General features: G+C 62.8%; 17 protein-coding genes and 1 riboswitch. Of the genes, 4 read left to right on the top strand and 13 right to left on the bottom strand.

Translation table 11 applies throughout. The features are described from left to right. Nucleotides 1-13: 13 nt before the first annotated feature. The 6 genes from uca to J3P94_RS20955 form a co-directional block, all read right to left on the bottom strand. On the bottom strand, nt 14-3643 hold the full coding sequence (gene uca / locus J3P94_RS20980; RefSeq protein ID WP_434569506.1) for an urea carboxylase: 3630 nt from the start codon (nt 3641-3643) through the stop codon (nt 14-16). A gap of 288 nt (nt 3644-3931) precedes the next feature. Next, nucleotides 3932-4573: an urea amidolyase associated protein UAAP2 gene (locus J3P94_RS20975; RefSeq protein ID WP_434569505.1), complete on the bottom strand. Its 642-nt coding sequence runs from the start codon at nt 4571-4573 to the stop codon at nt 3932-3934. 11 nt (nt 4574-4584) lie between these two features. Beyond that, the gene (locus J3P94_RS20970; RefSeq protein WP_434569504.1) at nt 4585-5310 is read right to left on the bottom strand and encodes an urea amidolyase associated protein UAAP1; all 726 of its coding nucleotides are present in this window, start codon (nt 5308-5310) and stop codon (nt 4585-4587) included. Between the two features lie 13 nt (nt 5311-5323). Further along, nucleotides 5324-6112: an ABC transporter ATP-binding protein gene (locus tag J3P94_RS20965; protein ID WP_434569503.1), complete on the bottom strand. Its 789-nt coding sequence runs from the start codon at nt 6110-6112 to the stop codon at nt 5324-5326. Further along, the gene (locus J3P94_RS20960) at nt 6109-6924 is read right to left on the bottom strand and encodes an ABC transporter permease (protein ID WP_024616101.1); all 816 of its coding nucleotides are present in this window, start codon (nt 6922-6924) and stop codon (nt 6109-6111) included. The genes J3P94_RS20965 and J3P94_RS20960 overlap by 4 nt, the downstream gene beginning before the upstream one ends. 15 nt (nt 6925-6939) lie before the next feature. Further along, on the bottom strand, nt 6940-8007 hold the full coding sequence (locus tag J3P94_RS20955) for a putative urea ABC transporter substrate-binding protein (protein WP_434569502.1): 1068 nt from the start codon (nt 8005-8007) through the stop codon (nt 6940-6942). A gap of 60 nt (nt 8008-8067) precedes the next feature. Further along, nucleotides 8068-8169, bottom strand: a riboswitch (guanidine-I (ykkC/yxkD leader). A gap of 307 nt (nt 8170-8476) precedes the next feature. Between J3P94_RS20955 and J3P94_RS20950 the strand changes: the two genes are divergently transcribed. After that, entirely contained in the window at nt 8477-8896 is a 420-nt protein-coding gene (locus tag J3P94_RS20950) for a hypothetical protein (RefSeq protein WP_305496228.1), read from the top strand. A gap of 191 nt (nt 8897-9087) precedes the next feature. Here J3P94_RS20950 and J3P94_RS20945 read toward each other — a convergent pair whose 3' ends face one another. Then, nucleotides 9088-10200 carry an enoyl-CoA hydratase/isomerase family protein gene (locus J3P94_RS20945; protein ID WP_434569501.1) on the bottom strand — a complete coding sequence of 371 codons (1113 nt, stop codon included), beginning with the start codon at nt 10198-10200 and terminating at the stop codon, nt 9088-9090. A gap of 131 nt (nt 10201-10331) precedes the next feature. On the opposite strand from J3P94_RS20945, the gene ung reads away from it, so the two are divergent. Beyond that, complete coding sequence (ung, locus tag J3P94_RS20940) at nt 10332-11024, top strand: uracil-DNA glycosylase (protein ID WP_434569500.1); 693 nt, start codon at nt 10332-10334, stop codon at nt 11022-11024. Nucleotides 11025-11132: 108 nt separating this feature from the next. Here ung and J3P94_RS20935 read toward each other — a convergent pair whose 3' ends face one another. The 5 genes from J3P94_RS20935 to J3P94_RS20915 all read right to left on the bottom strand — a co-directional run bounded on the left by J3P94_RS20935 (nt 11133) and on the right by J3P94_RS20915 (nt 15617). Continuing rightward, nucleotides 11133-12176, bottom strand: a complete 1044-nt coding sequence (locus J3P94_RS20935; RefSeq protein ID WP_434569499.1) for an AbrB family transcriptional regulator — start codon at nt 12174-12176, stop codon at nt 11133-11135. Continuing rightward, on the bottom strand, nt 12169-13683 hold the full coding sequence (locus J3P94_RS20930) for a tripartite tricarboxylate transporter permease (protein ID WP_434569498.1): 1515 nt from the start codon (nt 13681-13683) through the stop codon (nt 12169-12171). Before J3P94_RS20930 ends, J3P94_RS20935 begins: the two co-directional genes overlap by 8 nt. Before the next feature lies 1 nt (nt 13684). Further along, a complete protein-coding gene (locus J3P94_RS20925; protein ID WP_305496223.1) occupies nt 13685-14146 on the bottom strand; it encodes a tripartite tricarboxylate transporter TctB family protein in 462 nt (153 codons plus the stop codon). Nucleotides 14147-14201: 55 nt separating this feature from the next. Continuing rightward, entirely contained in the window at nt 14202-15194 is a 993-nt protein-coding gene (locus tag J3P94_RS20920) for a Bug family tripartite tricarboxylate transporter substrate binding protein (RefSeq protein ID WP_434569497.1), read from the bottom strand. Nucleotides 15195-15275: 81 nt separating this feature from the next. Further along, nucleotides 15276-15617, bottom strand: coding sequence for a hypothetical protein (locus tag J3P94_RS20915; RefSeq protein ID WP_434569496.1), 342 nt, complete (start codon nt 15615-15617; stop codon nt 15276-15278). On the opposite strand from J3P94_RS20915, the gene J3P94_RS20910 reads away from it, so the two are divergent. Both J3P94_RS20910 and J3P94_RS20905 read left to right on the top strand, forming a co-directional pair. After that, nucleotides 15616-16287, top strand: coding sequence for a response regulator (locus tag J3P94_RS20910; RefSeq protein WP_305496222.1), 672 nt, complete (start codon nt 15616-15618; stop codon nt 16285-16287). The genes J3P94_RS20915 and J3P94_RS20910 overlap by 2 nt on opposite strands. Then, complete coding sequence (locus J3P94_RS20905; protein ID WP_434569495.1) at nt 16280-17671, top strand: sensor histidine kinase; 1392 nt, start codon at nt 16280-16282, stop codon at nt 17669-17671. The genes J3P94_RS20910 and J3P94_RS20905 overlap by 8 nt, the downstream gene beginning before the upstream one ends. A 55-nt stretch (nt 17672-17726) precedes the next feature. On the opposite strand, the gene J3P94_RS20900 is transcribed toward J3P94_RS20905, so the two are convergent. Then, complete coding sequence (locus J3P94_RS20900; protein WP_434569494.1) at nt 17727-18548, bottom strand: HDOD domain-containing protein; 822 nt, start codon at nt 18546-18548, stop codon at nt 17727-17729. Nucleotides 18549-18561: the final 13 nt, after the last annotated feature.

Below are 18561 nucleotides of genomic sequence, written 5' to 3'. Positions count from 1 at the left end.
CCTTTGATTGAGTTCAGTCACGTTCCAGCACCACCACGCGTTGCCCGGCGCGCACCGCTGAACCGGGCTGGACGCGCACTTCTCGGACCACGCCGGCGATGGGCGCAAGCACCGGGATTTCCATTTTCATGGACTCCAGAATCACCAGCACGTCACCCGCGGCGACCCGCGCACCCACCTCCACCTGGACCTGCCAGAGGTTGCCGGCGATGTGGCTGTCGACGCTCAGTTGGCCCTCGTCCAGCACTGAATCTTCGCTCGGCGCGGTTGCCGGTTCCTCGCTGTCGAAATGCGCCTGGCCACTGGCGATCCAGCGCTCGCGCTCGGCACGGAAGGCGCCTTGTTGCTGCTCGCGGAACGCGTCGATACTGTCCGCTTCCCGGGCCAGGAAGCGCTGGTAATCAGCGAGGTTGAGTTGGCTGTGTTCGATCGCCAGGTCGAAGCGGCCCAACGGGAAATCCCGACGGATGCGCAGCAGTTCATCGGCGCTGACCGGGTAGAAGCGGATCTGGTCGAAGAAGCGCAGCAGCCAGGGCTTGCCGTCAAATGCGGCGACGTCCCGATAACGATTCCACATCTGCAACGTGCGGCCGACGAACTGATAGCCGCCGGGGCCTTCCATGCCGTACACGCACAGATAGGCGCCGCCGATGCCCACCGAATTTTCCGCGGTCCAGGTGCGCGCCGGGTTGTATTTGGTGGTCACCAGCCGGTGCCGCGGGTCCAGCGGCGTGGCGACCGGCGCCCCGAGGTAGACATCGCCGAGGCCCATCACCAGATAACTGGCATCGAACACCGTGCGTTGCACTTCGTCGAGGTTGGGCAGGTCGTTGATGCGCCGGATGAACTCAAGGTTGCTCGGGCACCAGGGCGCGTCCTTGCGCACGGTGGTCATGTACTTTTCGATCGCCAGCTGGCAGGCCGGATCGTCCCAGGACAGCGGCAGATGGACGATGCGCGACGGCACCTGCAAGTCTTGCGCGGCGCACACGGCGTCCCACTCGCCGGCGACGATGGCCAGCAGATCGGCCAGGGGTAATTGTTCGGGCTGGTAATGCACTTGCAGCGAGCGAATACCCGGCGTCAGGTCGATCACCCCTTGCAGGTGTTTTTGCTCCAGGGCCTGCATCAAGGCGTGAGCGCGAAAACGCAGCACCAGGTCCAGTTCGGGAGCGCCGATTTCAAGCAGCAGATGGGTGTCGCCGGACAGCCGCGCGACCAGGCGGGTATCGTCCTGGCCGATGTCTAAAACCACGGGCGACATAATTCCCTGTGGGAGCGAGCCTGCTCGCGAAGCAGTCAATGCGGTGTCTGATCCGGCCCCTTCGCGAGCAGGCTCGCTCCCACATGGGTCCCATTTCAATGCAAGGGAGCGGGCAATCTTCAGGTCCACCGGCACAAACCGCACCTTGTCCCCCGCCTTGAGCTGTCCCAGTTGCCACAGGTCCGCCTCGATCACCGTCACGGGGCAGACGAAGCCACCCAGGCTCGGGCCGTCGGGGCCGAGGATGACCGGCATGTCGCCGGTGAAGTCCACCGCGCCGATGGCGTACGGGTTGTCATGGATATTGGACGGGTGCAGGCCCGCTTCGCCGCCGTCGGCACGTACCCATTCCGGCTTCGGCCCGATCAGCCGCACGCCGGTTCGGCTGGAGTTGAAATGCACTTCCCACGCGGTGCCGAAGAACGTCTGGATGTAGCGCTCGGTGAAATATTCCGGCGCGCCGTGGGGACCGTAGATCACACGGATCTGCCGCACGGCTGGCAACACCAGGGGCGGCTCTTCGATCGACGGCATGACGACGTGCTCATCCAACGCAGCCAGGTGCAGCACGTCGCCGGTGCACAGTGCTCGACCGCCGTGGCCGCCGAACTGGCCGAGGGTGAAGGTGCTTTTGCTGCCGAGGTAATCCGGTACCTGCAAGCCGCCATGCACACACAGATAACTCCGCGCCCCGGCGCCTGTAATCGTGCCGATGGCGAGGGTGGACCCTGCACCGATCGACAGCGCGGTGTCCATCGGCACCGTTTCGCCGTCCAGCGTCAGGGCGATTTCTGCGCCGGTCACCGCCACTCGCGCAGCGCAGTTGAAGCGCAGCAGCGGCCCGCTCATGGTGATTTCCAAGGCCGCCGCACCTTCCTCGTTGCCCAGCAGGCGATTGCCCAGGCGCAACGAACGGCTGTCCATCGGTCCCGACGGCGGCACGCCCACCGCCCAATAACCGAGGCGACCCGGGTAATCCTGAACGCTGGTTTGAGTGCCGGGGCTGAGCACTTCGACGGTGTTGGCGCGGTAGGCCAGGGTCTCCAGGCAGCGGGTCCAAGGCTGGCCATTGGCGAAGGGCGCGTCGAGCAGGATCTGTTGCAGGTAGACACGGTTGGTTTCCACGCCGTAGAGCAGGCTTTCGTCCAGCGCTTGATGCAGGCCCAGGCGTGCCTGCTCGCGGGTCGGCGCCCAGCGAATGACTTTGGCGATCATCGGATCGAAGTAGGGCGGGATCTGGCAACCGGCCTCGACCCAGGTGTCGATGCGCAGTTCCTTGCCGTTGGCCTGCGCAAATTCCACCGCAGTCAGCAGCCCCGGGCTCGGCTGGAAATCCCGGCCTGGGTCCTCGGCATACAGGCGCGCCTGGATCGCGTGGCCCTCGGCTTTCAGCCCTTGGCTCAGCTCGCTCAGTGGCGGCAGTTCTCCGGCGGCCAATTGCACCATCCAGCGCACCAGGTCGACGCCCCACACCTGCTCGGTGACGCCATGCTCCACTTGCAGGCGCGTGTTCACTTCCAGGAAATAGAAGCGTCCTGCCTCACTGTCATAGACAAACTCCACGGTGCCGGCGCTGCGGTAGTCGACCGCCTGGGCCAGCTTGATCGCGGCCGCGCAAAGCGCGTCGGCCATGCCCTCGGGCAGGTTGGGCGCCGGGGTTTCTTCGATGACTTTCTGGTTGCGCCGCTGCACCGAGCAGTCGCGCACGCCCAAGGCGATCACCTGGCCCTGGCCGTCTCCGAACACTTGAACCTCAAGGTGCCGCGCCCGTTCGATGTACTTCTCGATGAACACGCCAGCGTCGCTGAAATTGTTCTGCCCGAGGCGCTTGACCGCTTCGAAGGACTCGCTCAATTCAGCGGCGCTGCGGCATACGCGCATACCGATTCCGCCGCCGCCCGCCGTGCTTTTCAGCATGACCGGGTAGCCGACCTGCGCGCCGGCCAGTAGCGCCGCATCGAGGCTGTCGAGCAGCTCCGTGCCTTCGAGCAGGGGCACGCCGTGCTGGCGAGCCAGGGCGCGTGCGGTGTGCTTGAGGCCGAACACTCGCAACTGCTCCGGTGTCGGGCCGATGAAGGCAATGTTGGCGGCCTCGCAAGCTTGTGCGAAAGCGGCGTTTTCCGAGAGAAAACCGTAGCCGGGATGGATCGCAGTCGCGCCGCTGTCCCGGGCGATCGCCAGGAGCTTGTCCACCGCCAGGTAGGTGCCCGCCGCCGCGCCTTCGCCCAGGCAGTGGGCTTCGTCGGCCTGGAGGATGTGCAGGCTGGCTTCGTCGGCCTGGGAGTAAACCGCGACGCCTTTGACGTCCAGCTCGCGCAGGGTCCGCAGGATGCGGCAGGCGATGGCGCCACGGTTGGCAATCAGGATTTTTTCGAACATGGCATTTACCCCTCAGGCCGCAATGTCAGCCTGAATCGGGATGCGGGCCGTCCCGCAGTTTTCGATGGCCGACGGGGTCGTCCCCGTGGGCGGATACCTTCGAACACCACACAACCTCTGTGGGAGCGAGCCTGCTCGCGAAAACGGTACATCAGCCGTATGAAGGCTGACTGATCCGACGCCTTCGCGAGCAGGCTCGCTCCCACAGGAGACCAAGGCGTTATTTGATGCACTGCCCCGACCGGCTCTGGCACAACGCGAACAGCCAGCGGCGCAGGCGCATGAGTTTCAGTTCCATATCAGCAGCTCCGCAGGGGTAGGGTTGTAGGCGTTGCACGGGTTGTTCAGTTGCGGGCAGTTGGAAATCAACACGATCACATCGATCTCGGCCCGCAGGTCGACGTATTTGCCCGGCGCCGAGATCCCGTCTTCGAAAGTCAGGCCGCCGTCGGCGGTCACCGGCACGTTCATGAAGAAATTGATGTTCGGTCCGATGTCACCCTTGCCCAGTCGACCGTCGTGGGCGCAGGCCCGCAGGTAGTTGTCGCGGCAGCTGTGCATGTAGCGTTTTTCCAAGGCGTAGCGCACGGTGTTGCTTTCCTGCGCGCAGGCGCCGCCGAGGGTGTCGTGGCGCCCGCAGGTGTCCTCGACGATGGTCAGCATCGGGCGGCCGAGGTTGGAATACAGCACGCTGCCGGTGCCCAGGTAGACGCTGTTCTGCCGGCGCAGTGTGCGTTGCACGTCGTAGCGTTCCTTGGGGTTGGCCAGGCTGTAGAACAACGTATCGACTGCCTGGTTGCCTTCCAGGTCTAGGATGCGCAGGGTCTGGCCGGCCTTGACCTCGGTCAGCCAGGGTTCGCCGGCGGGAATCGTGGAACGGTAGACGGCGGTCTCGGGTTGCTTGTGTGCAGTGGCGATGGCGAGTGACATGGCGACGATCCTCAGGCGAACAGGCGGTCGGTGTTGATGAAGCCGCGCTGGTTTTCCGGGCGCGATTGGCGGCAGTGTTCGGCGACGCTGGGGTTGGCGTTCATCCAGCTGAGTTTGAGCGGCTGCGGCGCGTATAACGGGTTCGGGTCCATCGGATGTTGCAGCGCGGTCAGCACCACCAGAGTGTCCATCGGTGCGTACAGCTCGATGTAGTCACCGGCCGTGGAGTTGCCCTCCACGAAGTGGAAGTGGCCGGCCTCGTCGACATCGACCCGGCTGAACAGGTTGAGGGTCATCAGCAGGTCGGACAGACCCAACCCCCATTTGCCCAGTTCTACCAACAGGTTGTCGGTGCCGTTGCGGAAGAAGCCGTTGCGCAGTTCCTGGTAACGGCCCTGACCATACTTTTCAGCGACTTCCTCGGCGCAGAGCACGCCGCCAAAACTATCGCTCCAGCCACAGGTATCCGCAGTGATTGCCGCCAGTACCCGGCCCATGTCCGAGTACAGGCAATGACCGGCGGTGAGCTTGGCGGTGTGTTGGCATTTCAGACTGTCCGGCAAGTTCAGGCGCTCGGTTTTTTCGTTGGCATTGAGCAAGGTAAGGCTCACGTTGGCACCGCCACGCACATCGGTCAGGCGCAGCAACTGGCCGCGCTTGAGGATGAACGAGCGATGGCCGCCACCGGGCAGCAATTCTTCGGCGAAGGGGGGGAACAGCTGGGTCGAATCGGTCATGGAATTTCTCCTTTCAAGCGATACGCAACGTGCCGGCCAGTTCGGCGGGCAGGGCGTCGACGGCGGCACGGGCGGTGCGGCGGTCGCTGTTCAGTGGGATGTCGTAGGTGATGCGCGCGCCATAGGCGCCAGGGGCATGGGGATCGACACGAACCTTGTCGAACACCAGCAGGCGGGTGCCAAGGCTGAAACCTTCGGACAGGTCATGGGTCACCATGAACACGGTCAGCCGGGTTTCCCGCCAGAGTTCCAGCAGCAGGGCATGCATGTCTTTGCGAATGCCGGGGTCGAGGGCGCCGAAGGGTTCGTCGAGCAACAACACCCGCGGTTTCATGATCAGCGCCTGGGCGATGGCCAGCCGTTGCTGCATGCCGCCGGAGAGCTGCGCGGGGTATTTGTCCAGCGCGTGGCCGAGGCCGACTTTGTCCAGCAGTTGTGCGGCGTCTTCGCGGGCCTGGCGTTTGGCGCCGCCGAACAGACGCCCCAGCAGCGGCGAGCGCGGCAATTCCAGGCCGAGGGCGACGTTGTTCAGTACCGTCAGGTGCGGGAATACCGAGTAACGCTGGAACACCACTCCTCGGCTGGCATCCGGCTCGCCCGCCAAAGGCTCGCCATCCAGCAGGATCTGTCCGCGGCTGGCGCGTTCCTGGCCTAGCAGCAGCCGCAGGAAAGTCGACTTGCCGCAACCCGAGGCACCCACCAGGGTGCAGAACTCACCCTCGGCAACGCTCAGGTTCAAGCGCTCGAGCACCACTTGATCGGCATACTGCTGCCAGACGTTGTTCACGGTAATGAAGCTCATGCCTTCGCCCCCTCGTACCAGGGAAATGCTCGGCGGGTCAGGCGCTTGAGGCCCCAATCCATCAGCCAGGCGAGCAGGGTTATCCACACCACGTAGGGCAGGATCACATCCATCGCCAGGTAACGACGCACGAGGAAAATCCGATAGCCCAGGCCATCGGTGGAAGCGATGGCTTCGGCAGCGATCAGGAACAGCCAGGCCGAACCCAGCATCAGCCGCAGGGAAATCAACAGGCGCGGCAGCAATTGCGGCAGCACCACGCGCAACATCAGGGTCCAGGTCGAGGCACCCAGCGTCTGGGCCTTGATCAATAGCTCAGGCGGAATTTCCCGGGCGCGCTGCTCCAGGTCGCGAGCCAGGCACGGGGTGATGCCGATGACGATCAGCATCACCTTGGACAACTCCCCCAGGCCGAAGACGATGAACAGGATCGGCAGGATCGCCAATGGCGGCACCATCGACACCACGGTGAGCAGGGGCGACAACGGCGCGCCGAACAGCGGCAGTGTGCCGGCGGCGATGCCCAGGCACAGCCCGGCCAGGGCGCTGATGCCCAGGCCGATCGCCAACCGGCGCAGACTCGAAGCGGTGTCCTGCCAGAGCAGGTAATCGCCGCTGCGAGCGTCGGCGGTAAAGGCCAGGCGTTTGACCGCATCGGCCATTTGCACAGCGCTGGGCAGCAGTTTGTCGTTGGGGTTGTCCGTCAGCCGTTCCGCCGAGCCCATGAAGTAGGCAAACAGCACCAGCGCAAATGGCAGGATCACCAGCAACAAGCGGCTGGGGCGATCCGGGTAGCGGTTGATCAGGCGCATGCCAGTCCTCCGGTCCTACAACTTGGCGTCGGCGGCCAGTTGCACGTAGGTGGGGTCGAAGCGCAGCTTGAGGTTGGTTTTGTCGCCCAGGGTCACGCCATTGGCGAACGCCATGCCCACTGCGTCGGCATCCTTGGCGCCTTCACCCAGCAGACCGTGGCGGAACGAGAACTCGGCGACCTTGCGCAGGGTGGCGGGCAGTTGTTCGCTGGTGGCGAAGGCGAGGGCTTCCTTGGGGGTGGCGAACAGCTTGGTGGTGTCCAGTTGCGCCTGGAAACCTTTGAGATCAGTACCCGACGCCTTGGCCATGTGTTCCAGCGCGGCATTGGCGGCTGCGTTCCTGGCGTTCATCAGCGCCACCACTTCGAACCAGGCGCCGGTCAGTGCCTTGCCCAGGGCCGGGTTGTCTTTGAGGGTCTGAGTGTTGACCACCATCATGTCCATGATTTCGCCGGGAATCTGGCTGGAGTTGAATACTTCGCTGACACCCGGCTGGGCCTTGATGTCCGAGAGCATCGGGTTCCATGTCGTGACGGCTTTGACCTGGTCGGTGTTGAAGGCGGCAGAAATATCGGCGTCGGAGGTGTTGACGACTTTCAGGTCTTTCTCGGCGAGGCCGACCGAATCCAGGGCCCGAGCCAAGAGGTAGTGGGACACCGACAATTCCACCAGATTGACGTCCATGCCCTTGAGGTCGGCGACTTTCTTGCCCTCGCCCTTGAGGACGATGCCGTCGTTGCCGTTGGAGAAGTCACTGACGATCAGTGCGGTGCTGTCCACGCCGCCGGCGGCGGGAATGGTCAGGGCATCCATGTTGGTCATGGTGCAGCCATCGAACTGACCGGCGGTGTACTGGTTGATGGATTCGACGTAATCGTTGAGCTGCACGACATCGATGGTGATGCCGTATTTCTTCGCCCATTTGTCGACGATGCCCTGGCTGCCGGCGTATTCCCAGGGCATCCAGCCGGCATAGATGGTCCAGCAGACGCTGAAATGGTCCTTGGGCGCGGCGTGGGATGGGATGCTCGCGAAGGCCGCAAGCGCGGCGAGGAGCAGTGAGGACAGACGAAGCTTGAGCATGGTGGTTCTCCAGTTGATCAAGGGCGGACAGGAGCAACGCGGCACCGCGAACGGTGGCTTGTCTCCCGGGCTTTTGTCCCGCCGTGTAACCTCAACTGGAGGTCGCCAACTCTCGGACCAGCCACTCGCCAGAGGCGAGCCGGAACCCTAGTCAGCCATTGCAAATTGTGGTGCCGCGAACCTGTGATGACTCCTGCACAAGGTTCGTTAAAGCGAGAGCCGTGCCAAGTACGCGCAAGCCCCGGCCCAGAGCGACCGCATGCCAGGAAGGCGCGGACCTCAAGCGAATTCATGCGTTGTTGTGGTGCTGTGGCGCACCGCAATGAAGCAAAAGGCTACATGTTTCGAGTTATTGCAACGTCGCACCAGATTCCGATTTCGCTGTCAGATTAATCGTCAGTCACCCCAATAGATGACTGCCGCCCGTCAGCGTCGCTGATGTGGCCCATCCGCGGTCCAGGAGGCCGCCATGTATCGACGACTGCTGCTCATTGCGTTTCTCGGTTTGACTCTTTCGGCCTGCGTGCCTTATTCCGACGGAGGCTCCAGTTACTACCGTTCCGAGGTTTATACCTCTCCGGCGCCGGTCTATTACAGCGGCGGTGGAAGTTACTACTCGGCACCGCGTGGCTATTACGCACCACCACGGTACTACCAGCCGGCGCCGCGTTATTATTCGGCTCCACGCTACTACCAGCATGGCCCACGCTATTACTCGCCACCGCGAGCGGCGTATCGCCCCTACCCGCATCGGGGCGGTTGGGACGGCCGGGACCGGGGCGGCTGGAATGACGACCGTCGCGGCCGGGGCGGACGTGACCGTGGCCATGATCATCGGGGACGTGGCCATGATGGACGTGGCCATGACGGACGGGGCGGTCATCGCTGACGGATCGGCAGCAAAAAGCGGCGCAATGAGCGCCGCTTTTTTTGTGCCTGCGTAAAGCTAACCCTCTAAACCCTGTGGGAGCGAGCCTGCTCGCGAAGGCGGTATACCCGACACAGCATTACTGTCAGGGCCGACGCCATCGCGAGCAGGCTCGGGTTCCACCAAAGGTATGCCCACCAAAAGCAGGTCCGTTATTCATTGGACAAATCCGCCAACGGATGCCGCCCCTCCCATACCTTATGGAAATGCGCCTCGACCGCCGCTTGCGGCACATGATTGATATCCGGCCAATGCCAGCGCGGCTTGTGGTCCTTGTCGATCAACCGCGCCCGCACGCCTTCGCTGAATTCCGGATGGCGGCAGCAGTTGAGGCTCAAGGTGTATTCCATGCGGAACACACCGGCCAATGACAAAGGGCGGGCGCGGCTGATCTGCTCCCAGACCAGGTGCGCCGTGAGCGGCGAGCCTTCGGTCATGGTCCTGGCTGCCCGGGCGATCAATGGGTCCGGATGATCCACCAGCAGGCTGAGGGCTTTCCAGGCGCAGCGCACGTCGCTGACATCCAGCCACTCATCGATTTGCTGCCGACGCGGTAACCATTGGGCTTCGGGTTGTTGCGGCAGTGCTTCTTGCTGCAGGGCCTTGAGCAGGCTGTTGAGCTGCATCTCGGTCTGTTCCTGCCAGTTAAGCTGCAACAAGCCTTCGATCAGGTCATCCTGCTGCTCATCGAGCAGAAAGCGATCGGCCAGACCCAGATCGATGGCATCCCTGGCGTTCATGTGGGCGCCGGTAAGGCCGAGGAACAGGCCAAGCTTGCCCGGCAGACGCGACAGGAACCAACTGGCGCCGACGTCCGGATACAGGCCGATGCTGATTTCCGGCATCGCCAGTCGACTGCTCGGCGTGACGATTCGCGTGCTGGCGCCTTGCAGCAGGCCCATGCCGCCGCCGAGTACATAGCCATGGCCCCAGCAGATCAACGGTTTCGGATACGTGTGCAGATTGAAGTCCAACCGGTATTCGGCAGCGAAAAACTGCGCCGCCAGCGGCGGCACTTCGCCGGGGTGGGCGCGACACGCTTCGACCAGGCTGCGCACCTCGCCACCGGCGCAGAAGGCCTTGGCACCATTGCCGCGCAACAGCACACAGACAATCTGCGATTCCCGGGCCCAGGCGTCGAGGCGATCGCGCAGGGCGTTGATCATCGGCAGGGAAAGGGCGTTCAAGGATTTTTCGGCATCCAGCGTGGCGACGCCCAGGCGCGCCCCGTTGATGCCGGTCAGTTCTTCGAAGTGCAGATTCATCGTGACCTCGATTGGAAAATTGAATGATCAGTATGACTGCTGTGGGGGAAAGTGCCGGATTGACGTCAGATCAATTGACAAGCCCTGTAGGCTTTCCTAGGGTGCGCCCATTGTTTCTACCGGGTGCACCCATGACCGCTGACGACCGTATCAAACTCGAACCCAGCTGGAAGCAGGCACTGCGTGCCGAGTTCGACCAGCCGTACATGGCGGAGTTGCGCGAGTTCCTGCGCAGTGAATACGCCGCCGGCAAGGAAATCTATCCGCCGGCCCCGCTGATTTTTAATGCGCTCAATTCCACGCCGCTGGACAAGGTCAAGGTGGTGATCCTCGGCCAGGACCCGTACCACGGCCCGGGCCAGGCCCATGGCTTGTGCTTTTCGGTGCAGCCGGGCGTGCCGACGCCGCCGTCGCTGGTGAACATCTACAAGGAATTGAAGCGCGACCTGAACATCGATATCCCCAACCATGGCTATCTGCAGAGCTGGGCCGACCAGGGTGTGTTGTTGCTCAACACGACCTTGACCGTGGAGCGCGCCAATGCCAATGCCCACGCTAAAAAAGGCTGGCAGCACTTTACCGACAAGGTTATCGAAGTGGTCAGCGAACACCAGCCGAACCTGGTATTCCTGCTGTGGGGCGCTCATGCCCAGAGCAAGCAGAAGCTGATCGATGCGACCAAGCATCTGGTGTTGACCTCGGTCCACCCGTCACCGCTGTCAGCCCATCGGGGCTTTATCGGCTGCGGGCATTTCAGCCGGACCAACAAGTTTCTCCAGCAGCATGGCGAGCAGCCGATCGATTGGCGGTTGCCGCCGGTTTAGTGGTCGGCAATAAGGGCCCCTTCGCGAGCAGGCTCGCTCCCACAGGGGTTTGAGGACAAACAAAATCCCATGTGGGAGCGAGCCTGCTCGCGAAGAGGACAACCCGGTCTACAAGTCCGGATCCGGTCTGCGAACCCAATACCTGAACAACGGCTCAGCCAGAAACAGCACGAACAACAGCCGCATCACCTGCAGCGCCGTCACCAACGGCACCGACAGTTGCAGGGTCTCCGCCGTCAAGCTCATTTCGGCGATGCCGCCGGGCATCATGCCCAGGGTCAGCGAGCGCAAGTCCAGGTGGGTCAAGGTGCTCAGGCCCAGGGCCGCAAGCGTGGCGATCAGCATGGTCAGCACTGTGCCAATCAAGGTACGACCCATGAACGACGGTGCGCGGCGGAAGAACTGCCGGTTGAAATGACAGCCCAGGCCGCTGCCGATCAGCCATTGGCCGATCTGGCTGCCGCCGTCGGGCAGGCCGATGTGCAAGTCCCAGCCGATGCTCACCGCCGCGCTGACCAACAAGGGCCCGAACAGCCATGGATTGGGTTGGCGCAAGCGCTCCCAGATCCAGGCGAGCAGGGCACCCGCTGGAAACAGAACCGCCAACCACAACCAATCCACCGCCGTGGCGTGTTGCACCGGCGTGCCGTCACCGAGCAGATACTTGAAGGCAGCCGGCACGCACAACACCACCACTAGCACACGCAGGCTCTGGCCCGCGGCAACATGGCTGAGCATCGCGCCATTGCGGGCGCCGAGGTTGACCATCTCGCCGGAACCGCCCGGCATGCTGGAGAAAAAGGCCGTGGCGCGGTCTTCGCCGGTGCGGCGCATCAGCCAGACACTCACGATGCTGGACACGCTGGTGATCAGCGCGCCGAAGAAGATCAGGCCGAAGTGGCTGAGGACCTGTTCCATCACCACCGGCGTGAAGTGCAGGCCGATACCGATGCCCACCACCCATTGGCCGCATTTGCGGCCGCCGGGGATTTCCATCAGTTGCCAGGGAGTTAGACAGCGCACCAGGATGATCGCCAACAGCGAGCCGACCATCCAGGGCAAGGGCCAGCCGATCAGGCTGGCCAGATAACCGCCGGCCAGACCGACCAGCGGTGTTCCCCACCATTGTCTGAAAGTTGTCGCCTCAGACATTGGCCAGGGCACGACGCTGGGCACTGCGACGACGCCAGATGCGCAGCAGCGGCAGGAACAACATGATTGCCGTCAGGACCCAGCAGCCGAAGGTGATCGGGCTGGACCAGAGGATCTCCAACGCGCCATTGGAAATCGACAATGCACGACGCAGGTTCTGCTCCATCAGACCGCCAAGGATGAAACCCAGCAGCACTGGCGAGAGCGGGAATTCCAGCTTGCGCAGGATGTAGCCGAAGATACCGATGCCGATCATCAGGAACAGGTCGAATGTGGTCGCGTGCACGGCGTAAACGCCGATCCCGGTGATGATCGCGATGACCGGCACCAGCGCCCAGTTCGGCACGGCCAGGATGCGGGTGAAGATACGAATCATCGGGATGTTGAGGATCACCAGCATGACGTTGGCGACGAACAACGAAGCGATCAGGCCCCAGACGATGTCCGGCTGTTGCTGGAACAGCAGCGGGCCGGGCGTGATGTTATAGAGCGACAGCGCGCCGATCATCACCGCCGTGGTGCCTGAACCTGGGACGCCGAGGGTCAGCATTGGCACCAGCGCGCCGCAAGCCGCGCCGCCGATGGCGGTTTCCGGCGCCGCGAGGCCACGCTTGTCGCCCTGGCCGAACGTCCCACTGGCTCCAGCCATGCGTTTTTCGGTCATGTAGGCCACGGCACTGGCCAGGGTTGCGCCAGCGCCAGGCAATACGCCCATGATGAAACCGAGCACGCCGCAGCGGATGTTCACCCAGAACACCGAGGCCGCTTCCTTGAAGTTGAACATCATCCGCCCGGTGGCTTTCACCGCTTCCTGGCCGCGATGGGTTTTTTCCAGCAGCAACAGAATCTCGCTGATGGAGAACAGGCCCAGCACCAGCACGACGAACTGGATGCCATCGGTCAAATGGATGTTGTCACCCGTAAAACGGTACACGCCGCTGTTCGCATCGATGCCGACGCAAGACAGGAACAGCCCGATCAGCGCAGCGATGAAGGTCTTGAGCGGTCGGTCGCCGGCCATGCCGCCGAGGCAGACAATGGCAAACACCATCAGGACGAAATATTCCGCCGGTCCGAAGGCGATCGCCCATTTGGCCAGCAGTGGCGCAAACAACACCATGCCGCAGGTGGCGATGAACGCGCCGATGAACGAACTCCACGCCGACAGCGACAACGCCACCCCGGCCAGGCCTTGGCGGGCCATCGGGTAGCCGTCCAGGGTGGTCATCACGGTGGAGGCTTCGCCGGGGATGTTCAGCAGGATCGAGCTGATGCGTCCGCCGTATTCGCAACCCAGGTACACCGCCGCCAGCAGGATCAGCGCCGACTCCGGCGGCAGTCCCAGGGCAAAGGCAATCGGGATCAGCAGCGCCACGCCGTTGATCGGGCCCAGGCCCGGCAGCAGGCCGACCACGGTACCGATCAGCGTGCCGCTCAACGCGGTGACGAGGTTGTACGGCGTCAGCGCAACACCAAAACCCTGGCCGAGATAATTCAGGGTATCCATATCAATTCTCCAGGACGCCGAGCAGGCCCAGGGGCAGCGGCACGTCCATCAGCTTGTCGAACAACAGATAAAGACCAATGGCCATGAGGCTGATGATCACCACGCTCGGCACCCAGCGGCCGCCGTACAGACGTGCCATCGGCACGCCGATCAGAATGCTGGCGAGGATGAATCCCAAGGGCTCGAAGGTCCCGGCGAATACCAGCAGCAGCGCCACGCAGATACCGATCTTCTGCAGGGTTTCACGGTCCAGGTGCGGATCGTCTTCGCTGTGCACGACGGGCGTGGGACGAAACAGCATGTACAGCAGCGCCAGTCCCATCAGCCCGAGTATCAGCAGGGGAAAGGCACGCGGGCCAACCGGTTCATAGGAAAAGGCTGCCTGATAGGGCCAGGCCATCAGTGCCAGGCCGATGCAGGCCAGCAGCAGCACCGCGGCAATAATACGTTGGATGACGAGCATGACTAACTCCTGGGCGGCGCCGACTGTGCCGGTGCCGCCGCGAGAACAGAGGCGATTACTGGATCAGGCCGAATTCTTTGGCCAGCATCTTGTAGTCGGCTACTTGCTTCTTCACGTAGGCGTCCAGCTCCGGACCGGTCATGGCGAACGGGAACAGTTCCCGTTGGTCGCGCAGCTTGGCGAACTCTTCGGAAGCCAGCAGCTTGTCAAAGGCGTTTTTCCACCATTCGTATTCTGCATCGGTGACTTTCGGGCCCAGGTAGAAGCCACGTACTACCGGCCAACGGATGTCGTAGCCTTGTTCCACGGCGGTCGGGATGTCTTTCATCTCCGGCTCGTCCAGGCGTTTATCAGAGAACACCGCCAGCAAACGCATGTCGCCGCTCTGGATGTGTGGCATGGAGTCGGAGATGTCGGTACTGCCCACCTGGATATGGCCACCGAGCAGGGCGGTCGCGATTTCACCGCCGCCTTCAAGGGCCACGTAGCGCAGTTTGCGCGGGTCGATGCCGGCGGCCTTGGCAATCAAAGCGGTCTGCATCCAGTCCTGGCTGCCGACGGTACCGCCGGAACCGATCACCACCGAGCCCGGATCTTTCTTCAGGGCCTGTACCAGATCGTCGAGGTTTTTGTAGGGCGAATCGCTTTTCACGGCGATGGCGCCATAGCTGGTGCCGACGGCAGCGAGCCAGCGCACATTGGTTTCGTCAAAACGGCCAAATTTGCCTTGCGCCAGGTTCAGCAACGAACCGCTTGACCAGGCCACCAGCGTGCCGGCGTCGGCCGGGCGTTGTGCGACGACTGCGTTGTAGGCCACCGCGCCGACACCGCCGGGCATGTAAGTGACGCGCATTGGCTTGGTCAGCAGTTTTTCGTTGACCAGCGCGCTTTGCGCCAGTTTGCAGGTCAGGTCGAAACCGCCGCCAGGGGCAGCGGGTGCGATGCATTCCGGGCGCTTCGGCTCTTTGGATGGGTCCGCGGCGAGCAATTGCCCGGCGAACATCAGGCATCCGGCGGCCAAGGCTACTTTGCGCAGTGATAGGTTCATTTTTGTCTCCACAGGAGTTGTTGTTGTGTGTTTCAAGTCAGGCTTCGCAGAACATGTACGGTGCAGATCCGCAAACGCGTTTCAAAGACGCGGCAGTTCGGTCTGCGCAGCGGCACAGGCAAGGGTAGTCTGGTTGGGGCAGGAATGGCGGGTGGGCGTTGAAGCCAGAAGCTGTATGGACAGCATGATGAATACTCCGCTTATTGTTTTTATTCGGCGAAAACGCTTCGAGGCGTTTTTCGTTTCGCGATGTGTTTCGCGACCGGCAGTCGAAACTGTCCGTGGAGCGACTCTAGCGGCCCAACCTTTCGCTAACCTTTCAAAAGCTGTCAGGATGATTTTGAGCTTCACAGTGGCGAATGCGGCTGTAAACTCCGCGCCAAAGAATGGCCCCGACCATCCCTGAATCGAGGAAAACTCCATGCGTGTCCTGCTCGTCGAAGACCATCTGCAGCTCGCCGAAAGTGTCGCCCAGGCCCTCAAGAGCACAGGGTTGACGGTGGATGTGCTGCACGACGGGGTGGCCGCCGACCTGGCCTTGAGCAGCGAGGAATACGCGGTGGCGGTCCTTGATGTCGGGCTGCCGCGCATGGACGGCTTCGAGGTGCTGGCGCGCTTGCGGGCGCGGGGCAAGACGCTGCCGGTGCTGATGCTGACCGCTCGCAGCGACGTCAAGGACCGGGTCCATGGCCTGAACCTCGGCGCCGACGATTACCTGGCCAAACCTTTTGAACTCACCGAGCTTGAGGCGCGGGTAAAGGCGCTGCTGCGCCGTAGCGTACTGGGTGGCGAGCGGCAGCAGCGCTGTGGTGGACTGGTCTACGACCTGGACACCCGGCGCTTTACCCTCGACGAGGAACTGATGACCCTGACCTCTCGCGAGCAGGCTGTCCTGGAAGCGTTGATCGCCCGGCCCGGGCGGGTGATGAGCAAAGAACAACTGGCTGCCCAGGTGTTCGGCCTGGACGAAGAGGCCAGCCCCGACGCCATCGAAATCTATGTCCATCGCCTGCGCAAGAAGCTCGACGGCCATGCGGTGGCGATCGTGACGTTCCGCGGCTTGGGCTATCTGTTGGAAAACCGCGATGCATAAGCCCGACAGCCTGCGCTGGCGGCTACTTCGCAACCTTGCTTCGTTGCTCGTGGTACTGATGCTCGCCAGCGGCCTGAGCGCCTACTGGAATGGCCGTGAAGCCGCCGATACGGCCTACGACCGGACGCTGCTGGCGTCGGCCCGAACCATCGCCGCCGGTCTTTCGCAGCGCGACGGTACCCTCAGCGCGGACGTACCTTATGTCGCTCTGGACACCTTCGCCTATGACAGTGCCGGACGTATCTATTATCAAGTCAACGACATCCACCAGAAGCTGATCTCCGGCTACGAGAATCTTCCCGGGCCGCCGCCCGGTACGCCGCGCACCGGCGATTACCCGGCGCTGGCACGTTTCTACAACGCCAGTTACCAAGGGCAGAATGTGCGCGTGGTGAGCCTGCTCAAGGCCGTGAGCGAACCCGAAATGAACGGCATGGCGGAAATCCGCGTGGCCGAAACCGAAGAGGCGCGGGTCAGCATGGCCCGCAGCTTGATGGCCGATACCTTGTTGCGGCTGGGCATGCTGGCGGTGGGCGCGCTGTTGCTGGTGTGGTTCGCGGTCAGCGCGGCGTTGCGCCCGCTGGAACGCTTGCGCACGGCGGTGGAGGAACGCCAGCCGGACGATCTGCGGCCGTTGCCGCTGGTGGAAGTCCAGCACGAATTATGGCCGTTGGTGCGGGCCCTCAATCACTTCACCGAACGGCTGCGCGGCCAGTTCGAACGCCAGGCGCAATTCATTGCCGATGCCGCCCATGAGCTGCGAACACCACTGGCGGCGCTCAAGGCTCGACTGGAGCTGGGCCTGCGCGCCAGCGAACCGTCGACCTGGCGCGAAACCCTGGAAACCGCGGCCCAGGGCACTGATCGCTTGACCCATCTGGCGAATCAACTGCTGTCGCTGGCGCGGGTGGAGAACGGCGCGCGGGCAATTGCCGAAGGCGGCGCACAATTGCTCGACCTGAGCCAGCTCGCCCGAGAACTGGGCATGGCCATGGCGCCACTGGCCCATGCCCGTGGGGTTGCGTTGGCCCTGGAAGCCGATGAACCCGTCTGGTTACGGGGCGAACCGACTTTGCTCAACGAGCTGTTGAGCAACCTGGTGGACAATGCCCTGGCCCATACTCCCTCGGGCGGTAACGTGATCCTGCGGGTCACCGCGCCGGCGGTACTGGAAGTCGAGGATGACGGCCCAGGCATTCCCGAGACTGAGCGGGAACGGGTATTCGAGCGCTTCTATCGGCGCAACCAGCAAGTGGCGGGCTCGGGATTGGGGTTGGCAATTGTCGGAGAAATCTGCCGTGCGCACCTGGCGCAGATCACCCTGCATGATGGGCAGGAGGGCGGGTTGAAGGTGCGGGTGAGTTTTGCTCCTGGCTCAGAATGAGCCCGAGCCGAATGCCACAGGTTGTGACCAACACAAATTCATTTGCCCGGCCTGCTTAATAAAACATCGACCGAGCTTCTTCGATATCCGCGCAGCGGTCCTTGTTGTCCAGGTCGATGCCCAGCTTCCTGATCGCCGGAACCCCGAACGCGTCAATCCTGCTCAGCGGATGGTCGGCATCCTTGTAGCAGTACAGCGCGGCAACCTGCACCAGGTCGACATAATCGAGTTGCTTCGAGTCTCGGGTGAAATCCAGGTACAGCCCCGGCAACTTCACCAACCGTTCCGGAAACTCCCAGACACTGAGCAGCTTGTCGCCCAGCACGGGATGGATCGTCTCGATGACGTGATTGAGGCTGACCGGGTCCGACAGCAATTCATTGTTGTCCTCGGCGTACGTCAGGATCGGCAGCACGCCGATCTGATGGACCAGTCCACCCAGCGCCGCCTGATCGGGCTTGAGATGCGTGTAGCTGCGACATAATGCATAGCTGACGCCGGCGATCTCCAGGCTTTTGCGCCAGACTTCCCGCATCTTTTGCTCAACCACTTCGGAGCGAGCATGGAATATCTGCTCCATGACCAGCCCGATCGCCAGGTTGCTGCTGTAGTTGACCCCCAACCGCGTGATGGCCGTGTGCAGGTCCGTTACTTCCTGGGTGGCACGCAGCAGGGGGCTGTTGACTACTTTTATCAGGCGCGCCGAGAGGGCGGTGTCACGACCAATCACTTTACTCAGGTTGCTGACGCTGATTTCCGGGTCTTCGGCGGCCCGGCGAATCTGCATGGCCACTTCCGGTAATGTTGGCAGGACCAGGTCATCATTATCGATGGCCGCCACCAAATCCCGCTGGACCTTATCCGCCAAATCGCTCATTTCGGTTCTCTAG

It is taken from the genome of Pseudomonas sp. Z3-8, from assembly GCF_051131975.1.
Taxonomy (GTDB): Bacteria; Pseudomonadota; Gammaproteobacteria; order Pseudomonadales; family Pseudomonadaceae; genus Aquipseudomonas.
Note: the sequence above shows the minus strand (reverse complement) of the source record. Positions and strands in the feature narration are given on the sequence as shown.

What these genes read in the sequence shown, in the direction of transcription:
- J3P94_RS20930 (WP_434569498.1), bottom strand. Translation starts at nt 13,683, where the DNA reads ATGGATACCCTGAATTATCTCGGCCAGGGTTTTGGTGTTGCGCTGACG.
- J3P94_RS20950 (WP_305496228.1), top strand. Translation starts at nt 8,477, where the DNA reads ATGTATCGACGACTGCTGCTCATTGCGTTTCTCGGTTTGACTCTTTCG.
- J3P94_RS20970 (WP_434569504.1), bottom strand. Translation starts at nt 5,310, where the DNA reads ATGACCGATTCGACCCAGCTGTTCCCCCCCTTCGCCGAAGAATTGCTG.
- J3P94_RS20935 (WP_434569499.1), bottom strand. Translation starts at nt 12,176, where the DNA reads ATGTCTGAGGCGACAACTTTCAGACAATGGTGGGGAACACCGCTGGTC.
- J3P94_RS20925 (WP_305496223.1), bottom strand. Translation starts at nt 14,146, where the DNA reads ATGCTCGTCATCCAACGTATTATTGCCGCGGTGCTGCTGCTGGCCTGC.
- J3P94_RS20975 (WP_434569505.1), bottom strand. Translation starts at nt 4,573, where the DNA reads ATGTCACTCGCCATCGCCACTGCACACAAGCAACCCGAGACCGCCGTC.
- ung (WP_434569500.1), top strand. Translation starts at nt 10,332, where the DNA reads ATGACCGCTGACGACCGTATCAAACTCGAACCCAGCTGGAAGCAGGCA.
- J3P94_RS20965 (WP_434569503.1), bottom strand. Translation starts at nt 6,112, where the DNA reads ATGAGCTTCATTACCGTGAACAACGTCTGGCAGCAGTATGCCGATCAA.
- J3P94_RS20910 (WP_305496222.1), top strand. Translation starts at nt 15,616, where the DNA reads ATGCGTGTCCTGCTCGTCGAAGACCATCTGCAGCTCGCCGAAAGTGTC.
- J3P94_RS20945 (WP_434569501.1), bottom strand. Translation starts at nt 10,200, where the DNA reads ATGAATCTGCACTTCGAAGAACTGACCGGCATCAACGGGGCGCGCCTG.
- J3P94_RS20915 (WP_434569496.1), bottom strand. Translation starts at nt 15,617, where the DNA reads ATGGAGTTTTCCTCGATTCAGGGATGGTCGGGGCCATTCTTTGGCGCG.
- J3P94_RS20920 (WP_434569497.1), bottom strand. Translation starts at nt 15,194, where the DNA reads ATGAACCTATCACTGCGCAAAGTAGCCTTGGCCGCCGGATGCCTGATG.
- uca (WP_434569506.1), bottom strand. Translation starts at nt 3,643, where the DNA reads ATGTTCGAAAAAATCCTGATTGCCAACCGTGGCGCCATCGCCTGCCGC.
- J3P94_RS20955 (WP_434569502.1), bottom strand. Translation starts at nt 8,007, where the DNA reads ATGCTCAAGCTTCGTCTGTCCTCACTGCTCCTCGCCGCGCTTGCGGCC.
- J3P94_RS20905 (WP_434569495.1), top strand. Translation starts at nt 16,280, where the DNA reads ATGCATAAGCCCGACAGCCTGCGCTGGCGGCTACTTCGCAACCTTGCT.
- J3P94_RS20900 (WP_434569494.1), bottom strand. Translation starts at nt 18,548, where the DNA reads ATGAGCGATTTGGCGGATAAGGTCCAGCGGGATTTGGTGGCGGCCATC.
- J3P94_RS20960 (WP_024616101.1), bottom strand. Translation starts at nt 6,924, where the DNA reads ATGCGCCTGATCAACCGCTACCCGGATCGCCCCAGCCGCTTGTTGCTG.